Origin of the sequence: Saccharopolyspora indica (assembly GCF_027853965.1) — a bacterium.
In the GTDB taxonomy this organism is placed as follows: Bacteria; Actinomycetota; Actinomycetes; order Mycobacteriales; family Pseudonocardiaceae; genus Saccharopolyspora; species Saccharopolyspora indica.
In genome coordinates, this window is record NZ_JAQGLB010000003.1 from 299,697 (window position 1) to 322,183 (window position 22,487).

Genomic DNA, 22,487 nt, shown 5'->3' on the forward strand with positions numbered 1-22,487 from the left:
CACCGGCGCACTGGAATTGGAGGGAGTGATCGACCCGACGGCCATCCTCGCCCAGATGAGCACGATCTTCGCCGAGTCCACGCCCGAGATTCGGGACAGGCCCCTCCAACGCGATCACCGAAGATCCACACCGGCACGGGAAAAGTCCGTTGATCTGCACTCACGTGCCGATCAACGGGCTTTTCGCTCCGTCGGGATGACAGGATTTGAACCCGCGACCCCTTGACGCCCAGCGCACAGTCCACAAGAAACACTGACCAGCGAAAGCCGGGAAACCCCAGGGCGAACCGGTGCAATTCACTACCGTTCAGCGCGGTACACCTCGCTTCAGGTCACCCCCCGGTGGCGACAAGCATTCCCACGATGCGATCAGCACAATTAATTTCAGCCTGAAAATTAACAGCTCGTTTCGGGAAGATCGCGCGCCCGGCGCGGGTTTTCGGCATGTGCCGGAACGCTTCGTCCCAGATCCCGGACGCGTTTGACGAAAGAACGCCGGTCTTGTTGGTTTCTCCCTTGAAGAAGGAAAGGTCTTCGGGGGCAGACAACCCAGCCCGCGCTGAACAAGCCGACGGCTCGCCGCGCCACCCCAGGCACTATCCGGCAGTGGGTGATGGCCCCGGATTCCCACATCGAGAGGTTCTAGTCATGGCACATTCACGGCGCGCATTTCTGGCTGCTTCCGCGTCGATCGCCGTCGCGACCCTGGCAGCTGGATGCTCGAGCAGGACGGCGGGCAACGCCGGCCAGCTCGGCGAGCCGAGGATCGGCGGCACGCTGATCTACCTCGAGCCGCAAACTTGGACCTCGTTGTACCCGCCGTCGGCCGGCTTCTACGCCAACGGCGGCATCGTCAACAACATCACCGACCGGCTGCTCCACCAGAATCCGGAGACCCTCGAGCTCGAGCCGTGGATCGCCGCTGAGCTGCCGTCGGTGAACGAGGACGCGACCGAGTACACCTTCAAGCTGCGCAGGGGTGTCACGTATTCCGACGGAACGCCGCTGGACGCGGCCAACGTGGTGAAGAACTTCGACCTGTACGGCAGGGGCGATGCCGGCAAGGTGCTGACCGCGTCGGAGGCGATCAACAACTACGACCGCGGCGAGGTCGTCGACGAGCACACCGTCCGGTTCCACTTCAGCGCTCCGGCGCCGGGTTTCGCGCAAGCGACCTCGACGATCAACTCCGGTCTGCTGTCGAATGCCACGCTGGCCAAGTCGAACAAGGGGTTCGGGCCGGGCAACGCCAAGTCGATCATCGGCAGCGGTCCGTTCGTGATCACCGAGGAGAAGGTGGGAACGGAGCTCCGGCTGGCCGCGCGGCAGGACTACAGCTGGGCACCGCCCTCGTCGCCGCATCAGGGACGGCCGCTCCTCGACGAGATCAACGTCGTCGTCACCGGTGAGGACAGCGTTCGGGTCGGCACGGTCGTCGCTGGACAGGCGAACATCGCCCGGCAGATCGAAGCCCCCGACGAGCCCCAGTTCAGCACCGAAGAACTCGCCTTGCACGTGGCGGCGACCAATGGCGTCAACAACGGGCTGAGCTTCCGGTTCCGCACCCCGCAGCTGTCCGACATCCGGGTTCGGCAGGCGATCATCGCCGGCATCGACCGCCAGGCCATCGTCGACACGCTGTTCACCAAGAGCTATCCGCTGGCGACCGGCGCACTGGCCAGGACCGCGCTCGGCCACGTCGACACCTCGGCGAACTACGTCCACGATCCGGCGAAGGCCGCCGCCCTGCTCGACCAAGCCGGCTGGACGGCAGGGCCGGACAAGATCCGGGTGAAGGACGGTCGGCGACTCGCCTTGACCTTCAACGAAGCGTTGCCGCAGCCGCGGTCGAAGGAAGTCGTGACCTTGATCCAGGCGCAGCTCGCCAAGATCGGCATCCAGGTCGAGCTCTTCCCCGGTGACTACGCGGCGCAGACCGCGGCGGCGCTGGATCCGGACCAGATCCAGGTGTATCACTCGATGGTCGGCCGGGCCGACTTCGACGTCCTCAAATCCCAGTACTCCTCCGAGAACCGCAATGCGCTGCTGAATCTCAACACCGACGAAGGCAGCACCGGCGACGGCGAACTGGAGGCGCGGCTCAGCGCCATCGCCTCCCGACCCACTGTCGAGCAACGGGAGCAGGCTTCGGCAGCGGCTCAGCAATGGCTCGCGGACCAGGCCTACATCCTGCCGATCTTCGAGGAGCCGCAGGTGTTCGGCCTGCGGGCCGAGGTTCGGGGGTTTGCGACGGAGTCAGTCGGCAGGCCGTCGTTCTACAGGACCTGGCTGAACGCCTGAGCGGGCCGGGGAGTTCGTCGAAATGGGATATGTACTACAACGCGCCGGTCAGGCGATCATCGTCATGATACTGGCCTACACTGCGGCCTACCTCCTGCTGGCTGGACTACCTGGTGATGCGGTGCTGGCCCGATATGGCAGCCCGGAACTGGGGCTGTCGACCCAGCAGCTGCAGGAGATCCGCGCGTCTCTCGGTGCGGACGAGCCGCTGATCCAGCGCTACGCGGAGTCGGGGTTCTCCGTCCTGCGCGGCGATTTCGGGTTCTCCGTGCAGAGCGGGGCTGCGGTCTCGGACTTGATCAGCTCGGCGCTGCCGACAACGCTGGCGCTGGCCTTCCTCGGTCTGGCCGTGGCGATCGTCCTCGCCGTCGCCATCGCTGTCACCGCAACGTACGGCCGGGCGAGCTGGCTGCGCAGAACTGTCGCCGGCATCCCGGCTCTGTTCGTGTCGCTGCCGGTGTTCTGGATCGGGATCGTCCTGATCCAGATCGTCTCCTTCCAACTCGGTCTGGTTCCGCTGATCGGCGCCGGCCCCGTGGAGTCCATGATCTTGCCGGTCGTGACCCTCGCGGTCCCGATCAGCGCACCGCTGGCCCAGATGCTGATCCGCAGCATCGACGAGGTGAAGATGATGCCGTTCGTCGCGGTCGTCCGCGCCCGGGGCGCGAGTACGGCCTGGCTGCTCTGGCGGACGGTGGGACGCAACGCCGTGCTGCCGGCGCTCACCATGGCGGGGCTGCTGTTCGGCGAGCTCGTCGGCGGCGCGGTGGTCACCGAAGCCGTCTTCGGGCGAAGCGGGATCGGTCAGCTCACCGCTCAGGCCGTCGCCAACCGGGACACCCCGGTGCTGCTGGCGGTCGTGGTGCTGTCGACGACTGCGTTCGTGACCATCAACCTGGTCGTCGATCTGCTGTATCCGGTGCTCGACCCGCGACTGCGGAGGCGAACGGACCGATGAGTACTGCTGCGTTGTCCCGCCCGAGCGCGCCCCACCGGTCGTGGTTTCGGCCCGGCACTGCGCTCGCGTTCGCGGTGATCGCGATCGCGCTGCTGTGGGCGCTCGTCCCTTCGCTGTTCACCTCGGTCAGCCCGACCGAGACAGCGGCACCAGCCTTGCGCCCGCCGAGCGCCGAGCACTGGTTCGGCACCGATTCGACCGGTCGCGACGTGTTCGCCCGCGTGGTGCACGGCGCCTCGCACTCGATCAGCGGCGCGCTGATCGCCGTCCTGGTCGGACTGACCATCGGCACCGCCGTCGGCGTCACCGCCGGCGCGATCGGCCGCATCGTCGACGACGTGCTGATGCGACTCGTCGACGTCCTGCTCGCCATACCGACGTTGCTGCTGTCCCTCAGCGTCGTCATCGTGCTCGGCTTCGGCACCACCAATGCCGCGATCGCCGTCGGCGTGACGTCGGTCGCGGTGTTCGCCCGGCTCGCCCGGTCCAGCGTGATCGGCGTGCGAGTGACCGAGTACGTCGAGGCCGGCTACGGATCAGGTGGGAGCTTCCTCGGCGTGTTGTGGCGGCACATCCTGCCGAACTCGATCACCCCGGTCATCGCGTTGGCCGCGTTGCAGTTCGGATCGGCCATCCTGCAGATCTCCACCCTGGGCTTCCTCGGCTACGGCGCACCGCCGCCGACACCGGAGTGGGGCCTGCTGATCGCGGAAGGCCGCGATTACCTGGCGACCGCGTGGTGGCTGACCGCGCTGCCGGGGCTGGTCGTCGCCCTGGTGGTGCTGGCGACGAACCTGCTCAGCCGCGCGATCCAGCGAGAGGAATCCCGATGACTGCTGTGCAGGTGGCCCCAGCGCTGCTGGAGGTTCGCGATCTCGCCGTGCAGTACCACGCGGCGGGCGGCCCGGTGACCGCGGTCGACGGTGTGTCGTTGGACGTCCGGGTCGGCGAGATCACCGCGCTGGTCGGCGAGTCCGGGTCCGGGAAGTCCAGCGTGGCGCAGTCGATCATCGGGCTGCTCCCGGCCAACGGGCGCGTCACCGGCGGCCGGATCACCTTGCGGGGAACCGATCTGGTGGGTCTGCCCGAACGGCAGTGGCGCGGCATCCGTGGCGCGAAGATCGGGCTCGTCCCGCAGGACCCGGGCAGTTCGCTCAACCCGGTCGCCACCATCGGAGCGAGCGTCGGCGAGGCGCTGCGGATCCACGGCTGGCGGGACCGGCGCAAGATCCGGGCACGGGTGCTCGAGCTCCTCGAACAGGTCGACCTCGACGATCCGGAAACCCGAGCCCGGCAGTACCCGCACGAACTGTCCGGCGGTATGCGACAACGGGTGCTGATCGCGGCGGCGCTGGCGCTGGAGCCGCAGCTGGTGATCGCCGACGAACCCACCAGTGCGCTGGACGTGACGGTGCAGAGCCACGTGCTCGACCTGCTCGACCGGCTGCGCACCGAGACCGGCACCGGGGTGCTGCTCATCACCCACGATCTCGCGGTCGCCGCGGACCGCGCGGACTCGATCGTGGTGATGCGAGACGGCATCGTCCGGGAATCCGGGCCGGCGCCGGAGGTGCTGACGAACCCGTCGGACGACTACACCCGGACGCTGCTCACCGACGCGCCGTCGCTGACCGCGGTCGTCGAACGCCGCCGGCCGCCGGTCCACGACGACGCTGTTCCCCTGGTCGAGGTCACCGGCCTGCGGCAGGAGTTCCGGCGGCCGGGCCGGGCACCGCTGGTCGCGGTCGACGACGTGTCCTTCACCGTCGCCCGCGGCACCACGCACGCCTTGGTCGGTGAATCGGGCTCGGGCAAGACGACGACCGGCCGCAGCATCGCCGGTTTCAACCGTCCGACGGCGGGCAGCATCCGGATCGGGGACACCGACGTGCTTGCGCAGCGCTCGTGGCGATCGTTCCGCCGGATCGCGCAACTGGTGTACCAGAACCCGTTCGGGTCTCTCGATCCCCGGCAGCCGGTTGCCGACATCATCGCCGAGCCGTTGCGCAACTTCCGGATCGGCACCAGGATCGAGCAGGACGAACGGGTCGCCCACCACCTCGAACGGGTCTCGCTCTCCCCTGACATCGGCAAGCGCCGGCCCCGCGAACTCTCGGGCGGCCAGCGGCAGCGGGTCGCCATCGCCCGGGCGTTGATCATCGAGCCGGAGCTGGTGGTCCTCGACGAGGCGGTGTCCGCACTCGACGTCACGGTCCAGGCGCAGATCCTGCGGCTGCTGGCCGAGTTGCAGGCCGAGCTGTCCCTGACCTACGTCTTCATCTCCCACGATCTGGCGGTGGTGCGGCAGATCGCCGACACCGTGTCGGTGCTGCGACACGGCCGCCAGATCGAGTACGGCGCGACCGATGAGGTCTTCACCCGCGCCGAGCAGCCCTACACGCGACAGCTGATCGCGGCGATCCCCGGAACGAGGCTCGGCACCCGTGCCGGGTAAGCGACGCCGACCAGCAAGTCACCACGGAGAAAGGCCCCCATGCCGCCCAGAATCGGCTTCTTCACCCGGCTCCTCGAACGAGCCACCCCGGCCGAGCGCTACCGGTTCGCGCTGGAACAGATCTGCCACGCCGAACGGTTCGGTTTCGCCTCGGCCTGGGTCGCCCAGCACCACTTCGACGCGGACGAAGGCGGACTGCCGTCCCCGTTCGTGCTGCTCGCCGCGGCCGCGGAGCGGACGTCGGAGATCGCGCTGTCCACCGGAGTCGTCACGCTGCCGATCGACGACCCCCTCCGCGCGGCCGAGGACGCCAGCGTGCTGGACGCGCTCAGCGGCGGCCGGGTCCAGCTCGGCGTCGCCGCCGGGGGCACGCCTTCGTCCTTCGCGCCGTTCGGCCGGGAGCCCGAGCGCCGGCGAGAGCTGTTCGCCGATCACTTCACCGTCTTACTCGACGCGCTGACCGGCCGGGAGGTCCGGGGAACCCGGTCCCAGATCTACCCGCCGGCCACCGACCTGGCGCAGCGGATCTGGCAGGCGACCTTCTCCGTCGACGGCGGTCGCCGGGCCGGCGAACGCGGTGACGGTCTGATGCTCTCGCGCACCCAACCACGCCCGGCCGACGCACCCGACCTGCCGTTGGAAGCGCTGCAGCTGCCCATCATCGACGCCTACCGGACAGCGCTGCCGGCAGGTGCTCCCGCCCGGGTGCTGGCATCCCGCACGGCTCTCGTCGTGGACCCGCGGAACCGGGACCTGGCCCACGAGCTGGCGGAGGACGGCCTGCGCCGGCTCGCCGGAACGTTCCTGGGCGCCGAAGCGGCTGGCCTCGACATCGAGGCCTTGATCCGGGTCACCGACACCCACGTCGGCACGGTCGACGAGGTCGCCGATTCGCTGGCCGCCGACAACACCTTGCAGCAGGCCAGCGACATCGCCTTCCAAGTGCATTCCATCGATGCGTCGCACGAACTCACGCTGCGGTCGCTGGAACTGCTGGCCACCGAGGTCGCGCCCCGCCTCGGCTGGAGCACTGGGGCCGCGGCTTCCCGCGGTCTGCACCGTGCCCACCGCCCGGACGACAACACCGACGAAAGCAAGGACGCATGACTCACCCGGCCGACATCATCGACCTGCTGGCGGGCATCACCCCGGACAGTCCACTGGCAGCTCTGAGACAGCAGCGACGCCAAACCTGGGAACAGGCCCAACGCAGCTTCACCGCACTGTTCGAACCGGCCGATGCGGGGAGCTTCCCGCTGCGGGAGCGCTACGCAATCGCGGCGTTCGAAGCCGACCTGCACGACTTCGCCCCGGCCACCGCGTTCTACCAAGACCTGCTCACCGACGAGGCACCGGAGTTCACCGATGCCGTGAAGACGGCAGCAGCGGAGGCGCGGAGCACCGGCCCGTACGGCGAATACCGCGAGCCCGGCCTAGCCGGCGAAAGCGCGCCCGGCCCGGTTTGGCGCCCCGACGACCACGTCACCGCCGCAGTCGGTCGCCGGGTCTCCGCGGCACTTGCCCACACCCATCTGCTGGTCTATCGCCCCCGCGAGGCGGGGCCGGGCGATCTGCAGGCTCTGGTCGATGCCGGATGGAATGCCGACGACATCGTCCGGTTGTCCCAACTGATCGCATTCCTGGCATTCCAGCTGCGGGCCGCAGCAGGCCTTCGAGCGCTCGCACGAACGACGTCCGCCCGCCCCGGCGAAGGAGACCCCCGATGAACGCGCCCGTCACCGAAAACCCGGATCTGCATCGGCCGGATCGCTTCACCCAGGACCGGCTCAGCTGGGTGCCATGGCTGGCGCCGGTGGAAGAAGCAGAGCTCAGTGACGCTCAGCGCGACGCACTCGTCGAACCCGGCCGGGCGAAGCATCCGTACTTCCGCCTGCTGGCCCGCGATCCCGACGCACTCCGGGCACGCACCCTGACCGACTTCGACATTTTCCACAACACCACCGGCGGAATCGGACGCGCCGAGCGCGAACTCTCCGCGACGGCCGCCTCCCGGCAGAACGGCTGCGTCTTCTGCGCCTCCGTGCATTCCGCCGCCGCGACCCGGGAGTCCGGCCGAACCGACGACGTCCAGCGCCTCCTGGACGAAGGCGTCGACGCCGACCTCGGCGACGAACGGTGGAACGCCATCGCGGCAGCGGCCTCCGCGCTCACCCGGACGCCGTCAGCATTCGGCACCGCCGAGATCGAACGTCTCCGCTCAGCCGGGCTCGACGACGCCGAGATCGTCGATGTGATCAACAGCGCGGCCTTCTTCAACTGGGCCAATCGACTGATGCTCTCGCTCGGCGAGCCCGAGGTGCCGCGCCGATGAGCATCCCGCGACTTCTCGATCACGTGGTCATCGCAGGTCCCGATCTCGCCGATCTGGTGAACTGGTTCGCCGAGCGCACCGGAGTCACCGCCGCTCCCGGCGGTGTCCACCCGAGGGGAACGGCGAACGCGTTGATCGCCCTCACCATCGGCGGTCTCCGGGGGCCTCAGTACATCGAGCTGATCGGCCCGGACCCGGGCTCCGAGCTGATACCGGACGTCTTCGGCATCGCCGACCTCGACCGGCCGCGAATCGTCACCTACGCGATCCGTCCAGACGACATCGACGCGACCGTCGCCCGGGCCAGGAACAACGGCTACGACCCGGGCGACGTGACCGACCTTTCCCGACGCACGCCAGACGGCGATCTGCTGGAGTGGCGACTGGCGCGCGGTGACGGCTCACGGCCGGACGTGCCATTTCTGATCGACTGGGGACACACCCCGCACCCCGGCCTAGCGGACGTACCGGCGCTCGAACTGCTGTCTCTGCAGAGGATCGAACCCGACCCCGAGCCCACCCACCGCGCAGTAGCCGCACACGGCTTGGAAGCGAGTGCGGTGGCCGACACGATCACCGGCTCCCCCGCCGGATTCCGGCTCGAACTACAACACCCGGACGGCACGCACATCACGCTCTGATCACCAGGCTCGAATCGATCACCGAAGGTCCACACCGAACGCAGAAGTGCCCGCTGCTGATGAACCTGGTTGATCGGACGCCCCGAGGAGCGCACCAGCTCCACCGCGTCACGCCGAAACTCCTCGGAATACTTCGATGGCCGTCCCCACCGGAACACTCCTTCCCCTGGACCTCAAGATCCAGTATCAGGGTGTCCACACCCACGGGGGAAGCTCACCACACAGCCACAAAACCTGGCTCATCAGCGACGGCATCCCTGAAGTAGCCCAAGCCCGCCGTCTCGGACATCGACTCCCCGACAAAGTCCAAGACATCTACTCCCACATCGCCCCCGAAACCGACGAACAGCTCCTCACCGCTCTCCAACACCGCTGGACCCAAACCCAACAGAACCACGAATCCGACACCCCGCCCTGACCCCTTGACCAGCGAGGAAGCCCCACCGCCATCCGCGCCGGAACCTCTCCTCACGCAACGCGGCCCACGCCGAAGCACCCAACCAGCCCTACCATCACTGACCTGCTGAAACAGTGCAGACCTTAATCCACAAACCCCGCTGGACAAGCCGAACGAAAGTTCGACCGCGCCGACCGGAACGCGACCTCATTCCACCCCGGACAAAGATCGCGACTCCCAAAATCCTCCCAAAAACGCACTAACAGCCACAGTGGACGATCCACAACAGATCCACACCACAACGCCGAAAAGCCCGTTGACCTGCACTAACGTGCCGATCAACGGGCTTTTCGCTCCGTCGGGATGACAGGATTTGAACCTGCGACCCCTTGACCCCCAGTACTTCGGGTAGTCCGCGAGCTGGGAAAACGGCCTCTCCCCTGGTTTCTCGCGTCCCTGCCGACATGGGGCTTGCTGCCGTGCCCCTCGCGTCCTGGTCCCTGGCTGGTCCCTGTCGGGAGGCGTACCGGACGGATGCACTTCCGCGAGACCCGGGAGCGTTGGAGGTGACCCCCGGGACAGTTCCCGTCAGCGCTTCCCCACCTCCGCGAGCGCATCAGCCAAGCTGGTCATGTTGTCGACCACAGCGTCCGCGCGGACAAACCGCTCTGCCTTGCCCGGCTTATTGGCGTAGGCGATGCACGGCATCCCCACGGCCCGGCACGCCTCGATGTCCGTCAACGAGTCGCCAACGAGAACCGCCTCACCCGGCGAGAGTTCGAGATCATCTAGCGCGCGGACGAGCGGCTCGGGGTTCGGCTTCATCCTGTCCGGGTGCCCCAAAGCCCTGCCAATCACGGGCGAAACGACTTCACCGAGCCCCTGAATTCTCAGGAAGACGTCTACGGCTTCCTTCGCGTTGTTGCTCACGATGCCCACTCGCATGCCCGATTCCAGGGAAGTTCGCAGCGCCGCGACGCCGGCCAGATTGGGCACCGAGACCTGCACCGCGGACAGCTCCGCATTCAGCAGCGCTTGGTCGACTTCACGAGTCAGGTTCGGCCGCAAGCCGACACTCCGGCGGAGCACCTCCATCGGGTCGTCCGTGTCGAGGTCGATCCGCTCCCCCGTCTCAGCTTCCACCAAGTCGCCCAGCTGTACCGCAATCCGGCCTGCTGGAAGGCCAGCAAAAACATCGCAGAGAGGTCCGTCGAAGTCGAACAGGACAGCCGAAACCCGACCGAGCACGGCCGTGAGGTCACCGCGAGCTGTCATCCCGCGAAATCCCTTGCAACCGTGGACCAAACGCTGTCGAACCACCGCTGAGCCTCAGCGATGTACTGGTTACCGAGGGACGTCTCGTCCTCGACGGACGCGAAGTGGAACAACGTCGCGTCCTTCCCCATCAAGTCGAAGATCGGGACCGGCGCCCCGTTGATCGGCACAGGGTGCTCAACGACGGGGTAGAAGCCGAAGAACGCCTCTTCGCCGTTGAGCAAGTACAGCTTGAACAGCGGCACGCCTCGGTACACCCGCACTTTCGCAGTCGCGGACCGCACCAGCTCAAGGTCGGCGAGTTCCTGAACGGTGTCGGTGATCGCCTGAACGGACCTCTCCGAGATCCGTTCCATGCGCTTCCTGACCTCGGCGGAGTCATCCCCGTCAGGCGCCAGTGACGGCAGCCCCGTCGGCGCTGTCAGATCCGGAAGCAGGATCCGAATCGTGAGTTCATCGGGCGTCACCCTGCCCAGGCGGATCTTGTCCAGGGGTTCCTGCAGAGCTCCGTACAGCGTTTCGCCCGAGAACCCCGCAAAGTCGATCGCGACCTTCGCCCCTTTGAACGCCTCTTCAACGTGCGGGCGGAGACCGACTGCGCGCTCGGTGCGCTGGCGGACGAACGAGCCCTTCCCCTGCCGGGAGACGACCAGGCCCTCATCTCGAAGCACTCCGATCGCTTTCTGGACCGTCATCGGTGACACACCGAACCGCTCTGCTAGCTCACCGTACGACGGGAGCCGATCACCCGGTTCGAGCTTCCGAGTGCGGATTGCGGCACGCAAAGAGTTGGCTACCTGCTGAAACGGCGGCCGTGGGTCGTCCGGGTCCAAGGCGTCCATGCCTTGATCGTACCGCACCCTGCTAGCCCAGATGGCTGAACTACTCCGGACTCACAGCTGTACTAGCAATGCTGGCTTGACTCTACTAGCAGAGCTGGCTACCTTCTCTGGTGTCGCGGTCGTCTCGATAACTGCGGCAGACACCAGAAAGCCCCGGTGGTGCGGCAACACCAGCCGGGGCGCACATCAGAGGTTGGAGGCCAAAGATGCCGGACCAGGGTAGGCGGTACTACCGGGTCAAGGAAGTCGCGGACCTGTTCGACGTCTCGGTGAACACGATCTACCGGGCGATCGACTCGAAGCAGCTGACCGCGCTGAAGATCGGCGAGGGCAAGGGCGCCTACCGCGTGCCGGACTACGCGGTGGCCGCGTTCGAGAAGGCCTGCACGCAGGCCGCGCACGAGGACCACGCGATCAGCTCGGCGCCGATGGCCGAGGTTGAGGGCATCGAGCTGGGAGAGGCGGCCTGACCATGCAGAACTTCGAGAGTGACTCCGTAACCATCGACCGCCAGGCCGGGGCGATCGACCCCGAGTACTTCGCGCTGCAGATCCGCAGGGCCTTCGGCACGGAGGCCGGCCCGGAGGGGTACATGGACGACCCGCTGGCGGACGTCGCCGACCCGGGTCAGGACGAGCTGCTGGCGGAGTTCGCGTCGTTGGCGACGCACCCCGAGGTGGTGGCGGCGGGTCTCGCGGTGACCGAGGCCGAGGCCGCGGTCATGGAGGCCGAGGACGCCAGCGTGACCGACGAGCTGGCGATGCGGCGGCTGGACAAGGCGCGCGCCGCGGAGCGCCAGGTGCTGGTGACCCTGCAGCGGCGGCGGGCGATGGCCCACACCGAGCGGGCGGTGACGCGGGTGGCGCAGGTCGTTCCGATGCGCCGGTTCGCGGTGCTCGAGGGGGGTGCGGCGGCATGACCTACTTGAACCTGGTGAGCGCCCACATCGTCCCCGGCGGGGTCTCGGTGCCGAGCGTGTCCGTGAGCGTCCGCGGCGCCACCTACAACCTCCCGGCCCCGCAGTACACGGTGGACGGCCCGGTGGTCGTGTACCCGTTCGCCGAGGCAGATGAGGAGGGGCACTCGATCCGGATCCGGCTCGACGTCTGGCGAGCCGGTTGCGACCTCGGGCACCGGTTCCAGTCGCTGCCGCTGAATTTCCCGGACATGGCCAGTGCGGTCGACGCTGCCAGGCAGTTCGGCAGGGACCCCGGCATCGGCTGGGGCGCCCCGCGAGAAGAGCTCGAGGCATGGGCGATGACCTTCGTCGAGCAGGAACGAGCGCAGCAGGGCGGTGACCGGTGATGGCGGCTGCGATGCGGGTGGCGACGTTCCCGTTCCGGGCTCTGTTCCGGCTGATCAAGTTCCTGCTGGTGCCGACCGCGTTCGGTGCGCTGTCGGTGTGGCTCTACACCGCTCTTGAGGCGCCGTGGCTGCTGGTGCTGATCGTGCTCTGCGCGGTGTGGGCGCTGGTGATGCTGCGGCTGTGGCAGGTCCAGGTCGCCGGTGAGCTGCGGTCGCTGGCGCGGGGCACCGTGCACGTGGCCGGTTCCCATCGGCGTCGCCCGAGGCGGGGTGATCGGCTGTGATGCGCCGTGCCGGACTGTTCTTGGTGATGCTGGGCGCGTTTTCGCTGTCGTTCGCCGGGCAGGTGGACGCGGTGAAGCCGCTGCTGGGCCAGGAGCTGGCGATCGTGTTCGCCGCGACCAACGACGTGGCGGCCCTGCTGGCGCTCAACGAGGTCCTCAACCCTGCCCCGGGCCGCGGTGTCCGCGGGTGGGCGTGGGTGGCGCTGATCCTCGGCGGTGGCACCGCCCTGGTGCTCAACACCTGGCACGCGATCAAGGCGGCGGTGCTTCCCAGCCCGGCCGCGATCCTGGTCGGCGCCGAGCCCGTGGTGCTGGCGTGGGTGCTCTCCCACGTCGTCGCCCTGGTGCTCAGCGCCCGCCGGGGAGCGGCGGCGGAGAGCGCTTCCGAGGACGCTTCCGGGGAGGCTCAGCAGGCCACGGAATCCGCCCCTACCCCCGTCACCGTGACGCCCTCGCCGGAAGCGGTGGGAAGCGCCCCTGAGACCGCTCCCGCCCCAGCTCAGCCGACCTCTCTCGTCGCCATCGCCCCGGTGCCTGAGGAGCACGTGGAGGCGGCTCGGGAAGCGCTCCCCGAGTCTGCGGTGGCCGCTTCCGATGAGGTTCCCGAGGACCTGATCGACCGCGCTGAGAAGGCCGAGCGCAGGGCCCTGGAGCGCTCCGGCGGGAAGCGCGGTCTGTCCTACCGGGAAGCACCGCGTCGGCTCGGCGTCCGCTACGGCACCGCCCGCGCCGCACTCGATGCAGCCCGCGCCCGCATGGAATCCGAGAACCCCGTCGCGGCCGAGGCCGCCTGAGTTTCTGCTCACCGTTTCAGGAGGAGAGGACGTCATGGACGAGAAGTCGAAGCTGTTGGACCAGCCGGTGTTCGAGTCGCCGCGGGCGATCCGGGAGTTCTGCGAGAACGGCCGCAAGGTGCTGCGGCAGGCCTACCTGCACCTGTCGTTGAGCGCTGAGGAACTGCAGGCGGTGCTCAAGGACCACCCGACGAACGGCTCGCCGGTGTGGATGGGCCTGGACGCCCGGGTCCGTGCGCGGCTGGTGGCCTCCCACCTGCGCCGCTCGGCGCAGGGCATCGAGGTCGCCTCGGTGGAGATGACCCGCACGTTCACCAGCTACCACAAGCACTTCCTGGAGCAGTTCCAGGCCAACAAGAACGGCCAGCGGCGGCCGTTCAACGTCGAGGACCTGTAAACCCCCGCCTACCTGCGTGATGTGTGACCGCGAGGCCACCGGAGAGGAGCGAAAAGTCATGGTCAGCAAGCGGAACAACGGGGAGGGTGACCTCGCGGTCGCCGACGCCGCCTACTTCGTCCCGAAGAAGCACTGGGGATCCCGCCTGGCGCCGTATGCCAGCGAGTGGGGCGGCTGGCTGACGTCCTGGCCGACCGCGGCGCTGTCGCACGTGTGGATGACCGGCACGCCGGAGGCGCTGCCGTGGGCCTCGGCCGGCCTGACGCTGCTGGGCACCGGGGTGACGGCGTTGACCTGGTACTGCGCTCGGGCTCGGGCGGCGGTCGTGCGGCGCTTCGCCACCGCCACCGCCGGGATCACCGCGGCGTGGACCACGGCGGCCACGATCCAGGGCCCGTGGGAGTCCCCACTGTTCCAGCTGTGGGCGTTCGGCGGCGCCGGGGTGGCGCTGTCCTGGTCGATCTTCAAGGCCCTCAAGCGCGGCGGGGACTCCGAAGGCGGTAGCGACAGCCGCCTGTGGGAGAAGGTCAAGCTGGCCGGGGTCAAGACCGGGCCCCTAGCCGTCGAGCCGAACAAGGTCAGCGGCCCGCTGCAGCTGCCGCCGGGCGAGCTCGACGCCCAGGATGTGCAGAAGAAGGCCGACCTGATCGCCGGGTACCTGGGGCTGCGCAAGGGCGCGGTGCGCATCGCCGAGAACCCCGAGGACGCCTCACAGGCCGAGATGACCATCGTGCCGCGCGATGTGCTGCGCGAATCGATGGACTGGGAGGGCCCGTCGAACCCTGGCGGGTCGATCACCGACCCGATCGTGTTCGGGGTCTACGAGGACACCGAGCCGGTCCGGATGTGGCTGCCCGGCGACAAGGCCACGGGCCGCAACGCCAGCCACGTGCAGATCAACGGCATGAACGGCAGCGGAAAGAGTCAGGGGTTCAAGGAGATCGCCACCGAGCTCCTGACCCGCCGCGACGTCAACCTGGTGGTGCTCGACCCGTCCAAGGGCGACCAGACCGTGGCGTTCCTCAAGGGCTCCCGCGCGGTCACGGTGACCAACCTGGCCAAGTGCAGGAAGCTGGTGAAGAAGCTGCCCGCCGCGATCACCGAGCGGGCCTCGCAGCTGGGCCAGTGGGGCTACGACGAGTGGGTACCCGAGGCCTTCACCCAGCACGGCATGCCCTACCTGGTGATCTGGGTCGAGGAGGCCTCCAAGCTGCTGGGCGGCGACACCTTCACCACGATCGCTCAGGAAGCCCGCTCCGCCGGGATCAGCCTGGTGCTCTCCCAGCAGCGCTCCACGTTCCGGCAGATGTCCACCGACGTGCGCGCCCAGCTCGGCACCGTGCTGTGCTTCGGCGTCAACCAACCCGAGGACGCCGGGTTCTCCCTGTCCGACGAGACCCTCGACGCCGGCGCCGCCCCGTGGCGCTGGAAGAACCGCCTGCCCGGCGCCTTCTACCTGGAAGCCCCCGGCATCGAGGAAGCCCGCTTCGCCACCCCCGCCCGCACCTTCCGCGCCAAGGACACGCAGCTCACGGCCGACATCGCCGAACACGGCCACCACGCCCCGGAGATGTGGGCCCCGACCGCCGCGACCCTGACCCTGGCCAAGCTGGCCCAGGGCGCCGAGGACGACGGGAAGGAGGACAACGTCGTGCCCCTGCACCCCGATGAGGTCCCGGAGGAGGACCTGCTGGAGGACTTCGAGGACTCCCTGGACGACGAGGACGACTTCGAGGACGACCCGGACGACCCCGAGGCCGGGCTGATGCCGCTGCCGCCGGAGGTCGAGACCGACCTCGACGACGTCGACCCCGACGCCGAGCTGCCCGAGCTGGAGGCGGGCACCGCGGCGATCGACCTGCCCCAGATCAAGCCGAGCCTGGCCCAGGCCAGGGCCGCCGTGGCCGACTGGATCGCCCGCCAGACCGGGGTGTTCGGCCCCAAGGACGTGCCCCAGGAGCTGCACGGCCGGGACCGCTCCTGGGCCTCCCGTGAGCTCTCCGCGCTCGCCGAGCAGGGACGCATCGAGCGCGCGGACGACCCGGGCACCTACCGCGCCCGCACCACGCGCGGACACGCAGCGTGATGTACAGGGGTGCGTGAGGCGTGCACACAGTGCGCACCGTGCACACACCCCTCTGACCCCGGATCAACGCGCGCGGGCGCGTGCGCGCGCGAAACAAGTTTTGTAACAGCGTTTCCAAACTTGCACACCCCACCTGCACGGCCCGAAGTGTGCCCAATATCGATTACAGAGGGTGACTGAAATGAGATTGGAGATCCCGATGGTGGAGTACGTTCCGGCCTCCTCGCAGGCCGAGAAGATCGCCCAGAAGAAGGCCGGTGTCGTCGAGGAGTTGAAGCGGGCCGACGCCAAGGCGCAGATCCTGCTCGGTCTGATCGTCGGCACGCTGGCCGGCATCGTCGGCCTGACCCGCACCGGGGTCTCCACCGCCGCCGGGGTGCTGCTGGTGCTGGCCGCGATCCCGGCCGCCGCCGCGGTGGTGTTCCTCGCGCTGACCATCCGGCCCTTCCTCGGCGGCGCCCAGGCCGGGTTCGTGCGGTGGGCGCACTTCGTCGGTGAGCCCGAGGCGCTGCTGGCCGACCTGGAACGCCCCGACCCGGTCGAGACCGGGCACGCCGCCGCCGAGCTGGCCAAGCTCTCCCGGCTCGCGGTCAGCAAGTACGAGCGCATCGCCTACGCCGTCTACCTGTTCCTGCTCGCCCTGGCCCTCGCTCTGCCCGCCCTGTTCCTCGCCTGAGACCCCCTGCAACGCAAGGAGAAGACCCCGTGTCTGATCACCTGCCGCACGCCCTCCAGGAGCTCACCCGCGTCGCGCACGAGGCACGGATCCAGGCCAACGCCCACGACACCCGCCCCGCGGATGCGGCGCGTGCCTTCCAGGAGGCGAGCTTCGTCGGCCTCTACCTGATGGACATGGCCAGCTGGATCCGGTTCCGTATGCACGCCCTGCTCGAAGACCCCGAGGCCAACCTCACCGACCAGCAGCGCCGCGCCTACCAGGAGACCTACACCGCGTTCAACCAGCTGGCGAAGCGGTGCATCGGCTTGTCCACCGAGATGAGCCGCGTGGCAACCGCTCTCGACCACCTCGCCGACGCCGGTCGCGACAACCCCCGCGTCAGGGTCTGACCCCTCTCAACCGCCAACCCACACGGCAGGGAAGGAGAGCCTGATGACGCGTTTCGACCTCCAGGGCGGCGACTGCGACCCCGACGTGTTCCGGGTCGCCGCGCACGAAGCCGGGCACGCCATCGCCACGGTGCTCAGCGGCCTGCAGGTCCTCGAAATCAAGATCTGGTGGACCAGCCGGACCGACTTCGGCGGCTTCGTCCGCACCGCCGACTACGACACCACCGACCGCGACCTGCTCAACGGAAGCCTGACCACCAGCATGGCCGGGCACGAAGCCGAAGGCCTGTGGCTGACCCGCTACCAGAACTTCTCCAGCCACCGCGCCGCGCTGCGCACCTACCGCGCCAGCTGCGAACACGACCTGCGGCTGTTCCGCGAGGAGCGGCGCCTCGGCAAGGCCCTGCTCACCGAAACCGCCGCCAGGGCCCGCGCGCACTCCCAGCTGATCGCCCACTGGCACCGCGTGGAGCGCCTCGTCGACCGCCTCGTCCGCACCCGCCACCTCACCACCGTCTGACCAGCGCACCACCGATCGAGAGGAGCCCACGATGGCCCAGCACCACAAGCTGCCCGAGGCCCTGCACCAGCTCACCGACTCGCTGAAGGGCCTCCACGAGGCGCGCGATGCCCTGACCACGCCGCTGGCGGCCGGTGACGCCTTCTACAACCTGGCGGGGCACACCTGGCCGCTGGCCGGGCTCGCCGAGAAGCTCCAGCTGCGTGCGCAGCGGTTCAGCAACGGCGCCCTGAACAAGGACACCACGCCGAGCCGGGACCAGGTCGAGGCGGCGATGCAGATCTGCTCCGCCACCAGCCGCCTGACCGTCGAGGCCAAGCGCCTCCAGCGCGTCCTCAACGAGGTCGCCCGCGGCTACTACGAGCTCGAAGCCGTCTCCCGCAACACCAAGACCGAGATCTGAACTGCGGATCCGGAACGACATCAGATCCGCCGGTGCAACGCCCTGATTCCGAAGGAGTAGATCGTGAACGGATTGCCCGAAGTGACCTGTGTCGGCACGGTCGTCGCGGACCCTGAGCTGCGGTTCATTCCGAGCGGGGACGCGGTCGTGAACTTCACCGTCGCGTCCAACTCGCGCCGTTACGACCGCGAGACCGGCCAGTGGGTCGACGGGGACACGACGTTCCTGCGCTGCAGCCTGTGGCGGCAGGCCGCCGAGAACGTCTCCGAGAGCCTGACCAAGGGCGACCGGGTGATCGTCACCGGCCAGCTCAAGCAGCGCTCGTACGAGACCCAGGAAGGCGACAAGCGCACCGTTTTCGAGCTCGCCGTGGCCGAGGTCGGACCGTCGCTGCGATGGGCCACCGCCAAGATCTCGAAGGCCGACCGCAAGCCCAGCACCCAGCCCGGAGACGCCTGGACGGCCCAGCCCGCCAGGGCCAGCGACGAGCCCCCGTTCTGACCTTCCCCTGACCAAGGCGAGGGCGGCCCGCCACCAACTCGTGGCGGAGTCCGGCGGGCCGCCCTCTTCCCCCTCGCACCGAGGAGGTGTGATCCATGTTCGCAAAGACCGCAGCCATCGTGGGAGCCACCAGCACTGCGCTGATCGGCTGGTACGCCCACGGCCTGCACCGCCGACTCCACACCGACCCGCTGACCGGCTTGGCCAACCGCCCCGCCCTGCAGCGCGCGTTCACCCGGCTGCAGCGCCGCGCCCGGCCGGGCGAGCTCGTCGGGCTCCTGCTGTGCGACCTCGACGACTTCAAGACCATCAACGACGTCCACGGCCACCGCATCGGCGACGAGGTCCTGTGCTCTGTGGCCGCCGACCTCGCCGGGCTCACCGCGGGAACCCGTGACCTGGCGGTGCGGCTGTCCGGTGACGAGTTCGCCGTGCTGCTGCCTGGTCTCGACGAGGTCCGCGACGCGGAGGGCACCGCGCGGCGCTACCGCGAGGCCCTGACCACGGAGCGCGTGATCGACGGCCGCCCGATGCAGATCGGCGCTTCGATCGGCGCCGCTGTCGACACCGCCGCGGTGACGAGCCTGTCCGCGCTGTTGGAGCACGCGGATCTCCGGATGTACCGGATCAAGCGCGAGCACCACCTCACCCGACTGCCCGCCGACCGCACCGCACAGCCGACCGCCCGTCGTCGTGATCTCCCCAAGGAGGCAGCCTGATGCCTGATCTCGCCGCGATCACCACCGACCTCGCCGAATGGTTCGGCAGTCTCCCGCTTGGTGCCCTACCTCCGGTCGCCGGAGTGAGCGTCTACCCCAGCCACGTGCTGTCGGGGACCGCCGAAGTGCTGATCCAGCTGGGATGCACCGGTGACCTCCTGACCGTCATGGCTGATTGGGCCGAGCACCTCACGACGACCGTGTCGATCACCAAGAAGTCCAGCTTCGTCCAGGCAGAGGTCGCAGCCGAGACGCGCGCCGGTCGGAAGGTGACGCTGTGGACCCACTTCGATCAGGACGACCTGGTGCAGCTCGGAGTTCATGGCGTCGTTCTGGGCCGCAACCGGCCGGTCGAGGTCACCGCCGCTCGCCTGCGCCAGATCGCGGCGAGGAGGGCCGAGCAGTGAACGCGACGAGCGAACAGCTTCGGCAGTGGGCGTTGTGCCTGGCCGAGCTGGGGTGGAAGGTGTTTCCGCTCCTGCCGGGGTCCAAGCGGCCTGCTCTGCACGGGCACCGCACCTGCACCGGTGAGGGGATCTGCCGGGACGGGCATCAGGGGTGGGAGCAGCGCGCCACTTCCGACCCTGACCGGATCTCGCGGTGCTGGTCGGATCACCCGTACAACATCGGGCTGGCCACCGGCCCGTCCCAGCTGCTGGTCATCGACCTCGACCAGCCCAAGCCGGGGCAGGTAGGGCAGACCGGGGCCGAGCGGCTGGCGGACCTGGCGCGCCGGACCGGTGAGGAGATCCCGGAGACCTACACCGTGACGACCCCGTCCGGCGGCACCCACCTGTACTTCCGGGCGCCAGCCGAACCGGAGCTGCGCAACACCTCCGGGACGCTCGGACCGCTGATCGACACCCGAGGGCACGGCGGCTACGTCGTGGCCGCCGGATCGATCACCCCGCAGGGCGGGTACGAGCTCTACGACGACTCCGAACCCGTGGAGTTGCCGGGGTGGTTGGCCCGAGCGCTGGCCGTTCGGCCGTCTACGGCGATCTCAGCGCCCCGTGAGATCGCCGCTGCCCGCCCTTCCGCCTACGTGGCAGCAGCACTTCGGGCTGAGGCTGATCGGGTCGCCACGGCCGCACCAGGGCAGCAGAACAACACCCTCTACACCGCCGCGCTCGCGCTCGGCCGCCTGGTCGCGGGCGGCGCAGTCGAGGAGGCGCGGGTCCGCGCCGTGTTGCACCGCGCCATGTCCCGGCTTCCCGACGTCCGCCCGCACGACCCGTGGACCCCGAGCGCGATCGACGCCACGGTCAGCTCCGGTCTGCGCGCCGCGGCCGCCTCGCCCCGCCGGATCGGCAGGCGCAGCGGGTCCGGTTCGGGGCAGATGGCGGCGTGAGCAGGTACCCGGCATGAGCTACCCGCTTCCGCAAACCCCTGGGTTGGGGCGCATTCAGCGCCCCAACCACCCCACCGACGCTGGAGAGGAGGCCCCGGTGCCCGCACACCTGGCAGCCGTTCCCGACATGCCCGACGCCGAAGAGCAGCCCGGACTCATCTGGGAACAGCCCGTTCCGCTGGGCAGCCAGCGCGTCCTGCCGCCGTTCCCCGTCGAAGTCCTGCCCGGCTGGCTGGCTGAGCAGGTCACCGCGGTGGCCATCGCGACGCAGACCCCGCCGGATCTGGCGGGTTGCGTGGCACTGGCGGTGCTGTCCACCGCGGTCGGTGGCCGGGCCGTGGCCCGGATCCGGCAGGGCTGGGACGAGCCGGTCAACATCTACACCGTGGTCGCTCTGCCGCCCGCGAGCCGGAAAACGCCGGTGTTCCGGGCGATGACCACCCCGCTGACCGCCGCCGAGCGGGAGCTGGCGGCGAAGATGGCGCCGGTGATCGAGCAGGCCCGGCTGGAGCGTAAGACCGCCGAATCCGTGCTGGAGCGGGCGGAACGGGCCGCCGCCACCGCTGACAGCGGGGAGCGGGAGACCGCACTGGCCGAGGCTCTCGACGCCGCTCTGGAAGCGAGGGAGAAGGACGTCCCGGCCGAGCCGCGGCTCATCGCCGACGACATCACCCCCGAAGAGGTCGCCACGCTGCTGTCCCAGCACGGCGGGCGGCTGGCGGTTCTGTCGGCCGAGGGCGGGATCTTCGACATCCTCGCCGGCCGCTACAGCGGCAGCCCGAACCTCAACGTCTTCCTCAAGGGCCACGGCGGGGACCTGCTGCTGGTCGACCGCAAAGGCCGCCCGGCCGAGCGGGTCGACAACCCCGCGCTGACCCTCGGCGTCACCGTGCAGCCCGCGGTCATCGACGAACTCGGCCGCACCGCCATCTTCCGCGGCACCGGCCTGCTCGCCCGATTCCTCTACTCCCTGCCGGAAAACACCGTCGGCACCCGGCTCGCCGACCCGCCCCCGGTGCCCACCGAGATCTTGGCCGCCTACGACGAGAACCTGCGCGGGCTGGTGATGACCCTGCACGAATGGACCGACCCGGCGGTGTTCGCGTTCTCCCCGGAGGCCAACGAGGTCCTCATCGACCTGCACAACACGATCGAACCGAAGCTGCACCCCCAGCGGGGGGAATGGGCCCACATCGGCGACTGGGCAGGCAAGCAGGTCGGGCAGACCGCGCGCCTGGCCGCGCTCCTGCACGCCGCCCAGCACCCTGGCGAGCCCTGGGCCCGCCCAGTCGACCGCGACCTCGCCGAGGCCGCCCGCACCCTGGGCGACTACTTCGCCCAGCACGCGCTCGCGGTGTTCGAACGGCTCGGCGCCGACCCCGCCGTCCAGGGTGCCCGCACCGTCCTGCAGTGGATCACCCAGAACCAGATCCGGGCGTTCACCAAACGCGAAGCACACCGCTCCCTGGCCAGCCGCTTCCCCAGCGCCACCGACCTCAACCCGGCCCTGGCCATGCTCGAAGACCACGGCCACATCGCCTGCGTCGAGCAGCCCCACACCGGCCGGGGCAGGCCGCGCAGCCCGTCCTACTGGACCCACCCCCGCTACCACCCCGGACAGAAATGACAGAAATGACACAAACCCCGACTGCAGAACGAAACCGCAGGTAGCGCCGCTGCCCACCCGGCTGGCGGGGGTCTGACAGAAACCGCCCGAAAATCTGACACAAATACGCCGCCGCGAGCACTAGACCGCGCGGTCAGCCATGCCGAGGAGCCCTCCCGGATTTCTGTCAGATTTTTCGTCGATTTCTGTCAGAGCCCACCCGCGCCACCAACTGAAGCCCTGACCAGCGAA

The 22,487-nt window shown here is 69.0% G+C and carries 27 protein-coding genes; 24 read left to right on the plus strand and 3 right to left on the minus strand.

Annotation, left to right across the window (positions count from 1 at the left end):
- Window positions 1–516: 516 nt before the first annotated feature.
- The 8 genes from OU416_RS08770 to OU416_RS08805 are packed head-to-tail and all read left to right on the plus strand — an operon-like array spanning window position 517 to window position 8,687.
- The gene (locus OU416_RS08770; RefSeq protein WP_270926353.1) at window positions 517–2,301 is read left to right on the plus strand and encodes a TIGR04028 family ABC transporter substrate-binding protein; all 1,785 of its coding nucleotides are present in this window, start codon (window positions 517–519) and stop codon (window positions 2,299–2,301) included.
- 22 nt (window positions 2,302–2,323) lie between these two features.
- On the plus strand, window positions 2,324–3,259 hold the full coding sequence (locus OU416_RS08775; protein WP_270926354.1) for an ABC transporter permease: 936 nt from the start codon (window positions 2,324–2,326) through the stop codon (window positions 3,257–3,259).
- Complete coding sequence (locus OU416_RS08780) at window positions 3,256–4,092, plus strand: ABC transporter permease (protein ID WP_270926355.1); 837 nt, start codon at window positions 3,256–3,258, stop codon at window positions 4,090–4,092. The genes OU416_RS08775 and OU416_RS08780 overlap by 4 nt, the downstream gene beginning before the upstream one ends.
- Window positions 4,089–5,714, plus strand: a complete 1,626-nt coding sequence (locus OU416_RS08785; RefSeq protein WP_270926356.1) for a dipeptide ABC transporter ATP-binding protein — start codon at window positions 4,089–4,091, stop codon at window positions 5,712–5,714. Before OU416_RS08780 ends, OU416_RS08785 begins: the two co-directional genes overlap by 4 nt.
- Before the next feature lie 39 nt (window positions 5,715–5,753).
- Window positions 5,754–6,821, plus strand: coding sequence for a putative FMN-dependent luciferase-like monooxygenase (locus OU416_RS08790; protein ID WP_270926357.1), 1,068 nt, complete (start codon window positions 5,754–5,756; stop codon window positions 6,819–6,821).
- Window positions 6,818–7,441, plus strand: coding sequence for a CMD domain protein (locus tag OU416_RS08795; RefSeq protein ID WP_270926358.1), 624 nt, complete (start codon window positions 6,818–6,820; stop codon window positions 7,439–7,441). Before OU416_RS08790 ends, OU416_RS08795 begins: the two co-directional genes overlap by 4 nt.
- Window positions 7,438–8,046, plus strand: coding sequence for an alkylhydroperoxidase domain protein (locus tag OU416_RS08800; RefSeq protein WP_270926359.1), 609 nt, complete (start codon window positions 7,438–7,440; stop codon window positions 8,044–8,046). The genes OU416_RS08795 and OU416_RS08800 overlap by 4 nt, the downstream gene beginning before the upstream one ends.
- On the plus strand, window positions 8,043–8,687 hold the full coding sequence (locus tag OU416_RS08805) for a VOC family protein (RefSeq protein ID WP_270926360.1): 645 nt from the start codon (window positions 8,043–8,045) through the stop codon (window positions 8,685–8,687). The genes OU416_RS08800 and OU416_RS08805 overlap by 4 nt, the downstream gene beginning before the upstream one ends.
- Window positions 8,688–8,901: 214 nt before the next feature.
- Here OU416_RS08805 and OU416_RS08810 read toward each other — a convergent pair whose 3' ends face one another.
- The 3 genes from OU416_RS08810 to OU416_RS08820 form a co-directional block, all read right to left on the minus strand.
- A complete protein-coding gene (locus OU416_RS08810) occupies window positions 8,902–9,084 on the minus strand; it encodes a hypothetical protein (RefSeq protein ID WP_270926361.1) in 183 nt (60 codons plus the stop codon).
- Between the two features lie 588 nt (window positions 9,085–9,672).
- Window positions 9,673–10,359, minus strand: a complete 687-nt coding sequence (locus OU416_RS08815) for an HAD family hydrolase (protein WP_270926362.1) — start codon at window positions 10,357–10,359, stop codon at window positions 9,673–9,675.
- The gene (locus OU416_RS08820) at window positions 10,356–11,201 is read right to left on the minus strand and encodes a GntR family transcriptional regulator (protein WP_270926363.1); all 846 of its coding nucleotides are present in this window, start codon (window positions 11,199–11,201) and stop codon (window positions 10,356–10,358) included. Before OU416_RS08820 ends, OU416_RS08815 begins: the two co-directional genes overlap by 4 nt.
- Window positions 11,202–11,407: 206 nt before the next feature.
- Between OU416_RS08820 and OU416_RS08825 the strand changes: the two genes are divergently transcribed.
- From OU416_RS08825 to OU416_RS08900, 16 genes are all read left to right on the plus strand, one after another.
- Window positions 11,408–11,671 carry a helix-turn-helix domain-containing protein gene (locus tag OU416_RS08825; RefSeq protein WP_270926364.1) on the plus strand — a complete coding sequence of 88 codons (264 nt, stop codon included), beginning with the start codon at window positions 11,408–11,410 and terminating at the stop codon, window positions 11,669–11,671.
- 2 nt (window positions 11,672–11,673) lie between these two features.
- Complete coding sequence (locus tag OU416_RS08830) at window positions 11,674–12,120, plus strand: hypothetical protein (protein WP_270926365.1); 447 nt, start codon at window positions 11,674–11,676, stop codon at window positions 12,118–12,120.
- Window positions 12,117–12,506 carry a hypothetical protein gene (locus OU416_RS08835; RefSeq protein WP_270926366.1) on the plus strand — a complete coding sequence of 130 codons (390 nt, stop codon included), beginning with the start codon at window positions 12,117–12,119 and terminating at the stop codon, window positions 12,504–12,506. The genes OU416_RS08830 and OU416_RS08835 overlap by 4 nt, the downstream gene beginning before the upstream one ends.
- Window positions 12,506–12,790, plus strand: a complete 285-nt coding sequence (locus OU416_RS08840; RefSeq protein ID WP_270926367.1) for a hypothetical protein — start codon at window positions 12,506–12,508, stop codon at window positions 12,788–12,790. Before OU416_RS08835 ends, OU416_RS08840 begins: the two co-directional genes overlap by 1 nt.
- A complete protein-coding gene (locus tag OU416_RS08845) occupies window positions 12,790–13,584 on the plus strand; it encodes a hypothetical protein (protein WP_270926368.1) in 795 nt (264 codons plus the stop codon). Before OU416_RS08840 ends, OU416_RS08845 begins: the two co-directional genes overlap by 1 nt.
- A gap of 34 nt (window positions 13,585–13,618) precedes the next feature.
- Complete coding sequence (locus OU416_RS08850) at window positions 13,619–13,981, plus strand: hypothetical protein (RefSeq protein ID WP_270926369.1); 363 nt, start codon at window positions 13,619–13,621, stop codon at window positions 13,979–13,981.
- Window positions 13,982–14,039: 58 nt separating this feature from the next.
- Complete coding sequence (locus tag OU416_RS08855; protein ID WP_270926370.1) at window positions 14,040–16,067, plus strand: FtsK/SpoIIIE domain-containing protein; 2,028 nt, start codon at window positions 14,040–14,042, stop codon at window positions 16,065–16,067.
- 181 nt (window positions 16,068–16,248) lie between these two features.
- Window positions 16,249–16,743 carry a Pycsar system effector family protein gene (locus OU416_RS08860; protein ID WP_270926371.1) on the plus strand — a complete coding sequence of 165 codons (495 nt, stop codon included), beginning with the start codon at window positions 16,249–16,251 and terminating at the stop codon, window positions 16,741–16,743.
- Window positions 16,744–16,772: 29 nt separating this feature from the next.
- Window positions 16,773–17,135: a hypothetical protein gene (locus OU416_RS08865; protein WP_270926372.1), complete on the plus strand. Its 363-nt coding sequence runs from the start codon at window positions 16,773–16,775 to the stop codon at window positions 17,133–17,135.
- Between the two features lie 43 nt (window positions 17,136–17,178).
- Window positions 17,179–17,655: a hypothetical protein gene (locus OU416_RS08870; RefSeq protein WP_270926373.1), complete on the plus strand. Its 477-nt coding sequence runs from the start codon at window positions 17,179–17,181 to the stop codon at window positions 17,653–17,655.
- Window positions 17,656–17,686: 31 nt separating this feature from the next.
- Window positions 17,687–18,058 (plus strand): hypothetical protein, encoded by a 372-nt coding sequence (locus OU416_RS08875; protein WP_270926374.1) that lies wholly within the window; start codon window positions 17,687–17,689, stop codon window positions 18,056–18,058.
- Window positions 18,059–18,121: 63 nt separating this feature from the next.
- A complete protein-coding gene (locus tag OU416_RS08880) occupies window positions 18,122–18,559 on the plus strand; it encodes a single-stranded DNA-binding protein (protein WP_270926375.1) in 438 nt (145 codons plus the stop codon).
- A 95-nt stretch (window positions 18,560–18,654) separates the two neighbouring features.
- Entirely contained in the window at window positions 18,655–19,278 is a 624-nt protein-coding gene (locus OU416_RS08885; RefSeq protein ID WP_270926376.1) for a GGDEF domain-containing protein, read from the plus strand.
- Window positions 19,278–19,685: a hypothetical protein gene (locus OU416_RS08890; RefSeq protein ID WP_270926377.1), complete on the plus strand. Its 408-nt coding sequence runs from the start codon at window positions 19,278–19,280 to the stop codon at window positions 19,683–19,685. Before OU416_RS08885 ends, OU416_RS08890 begins: the two co-directional genes overlap by 1 nt.
- A complete protein-coding gene (locus OU416_RS08895; RefSeq protein ID WP_270926378.1) occupies window positions 19,682–20,629 on the plus strand; it encodes a bifunctional DNA primase/polymerase in 948 nt (315 codons plus the stop codon). The genes OU416_RS08890 and OU416_RS08895 overlap by 4 nt, the downstream gene beginning before the upstream one ends.
- 97 nt (window positions 20,630–20,726) lie before the next feature.
- Complete coding sequence (locus tag OU416_RS08900; protein ID WP_270926379.1) at window positions 20,727–22,256, plus strand: YfjI family protein; 1,530 nt, start codon at window positions 20,727–20,729, stop codon at window positions 22,254–22,256.
- Window positions 22,257–22,487 lie beyond the last annotated feature (231 nt).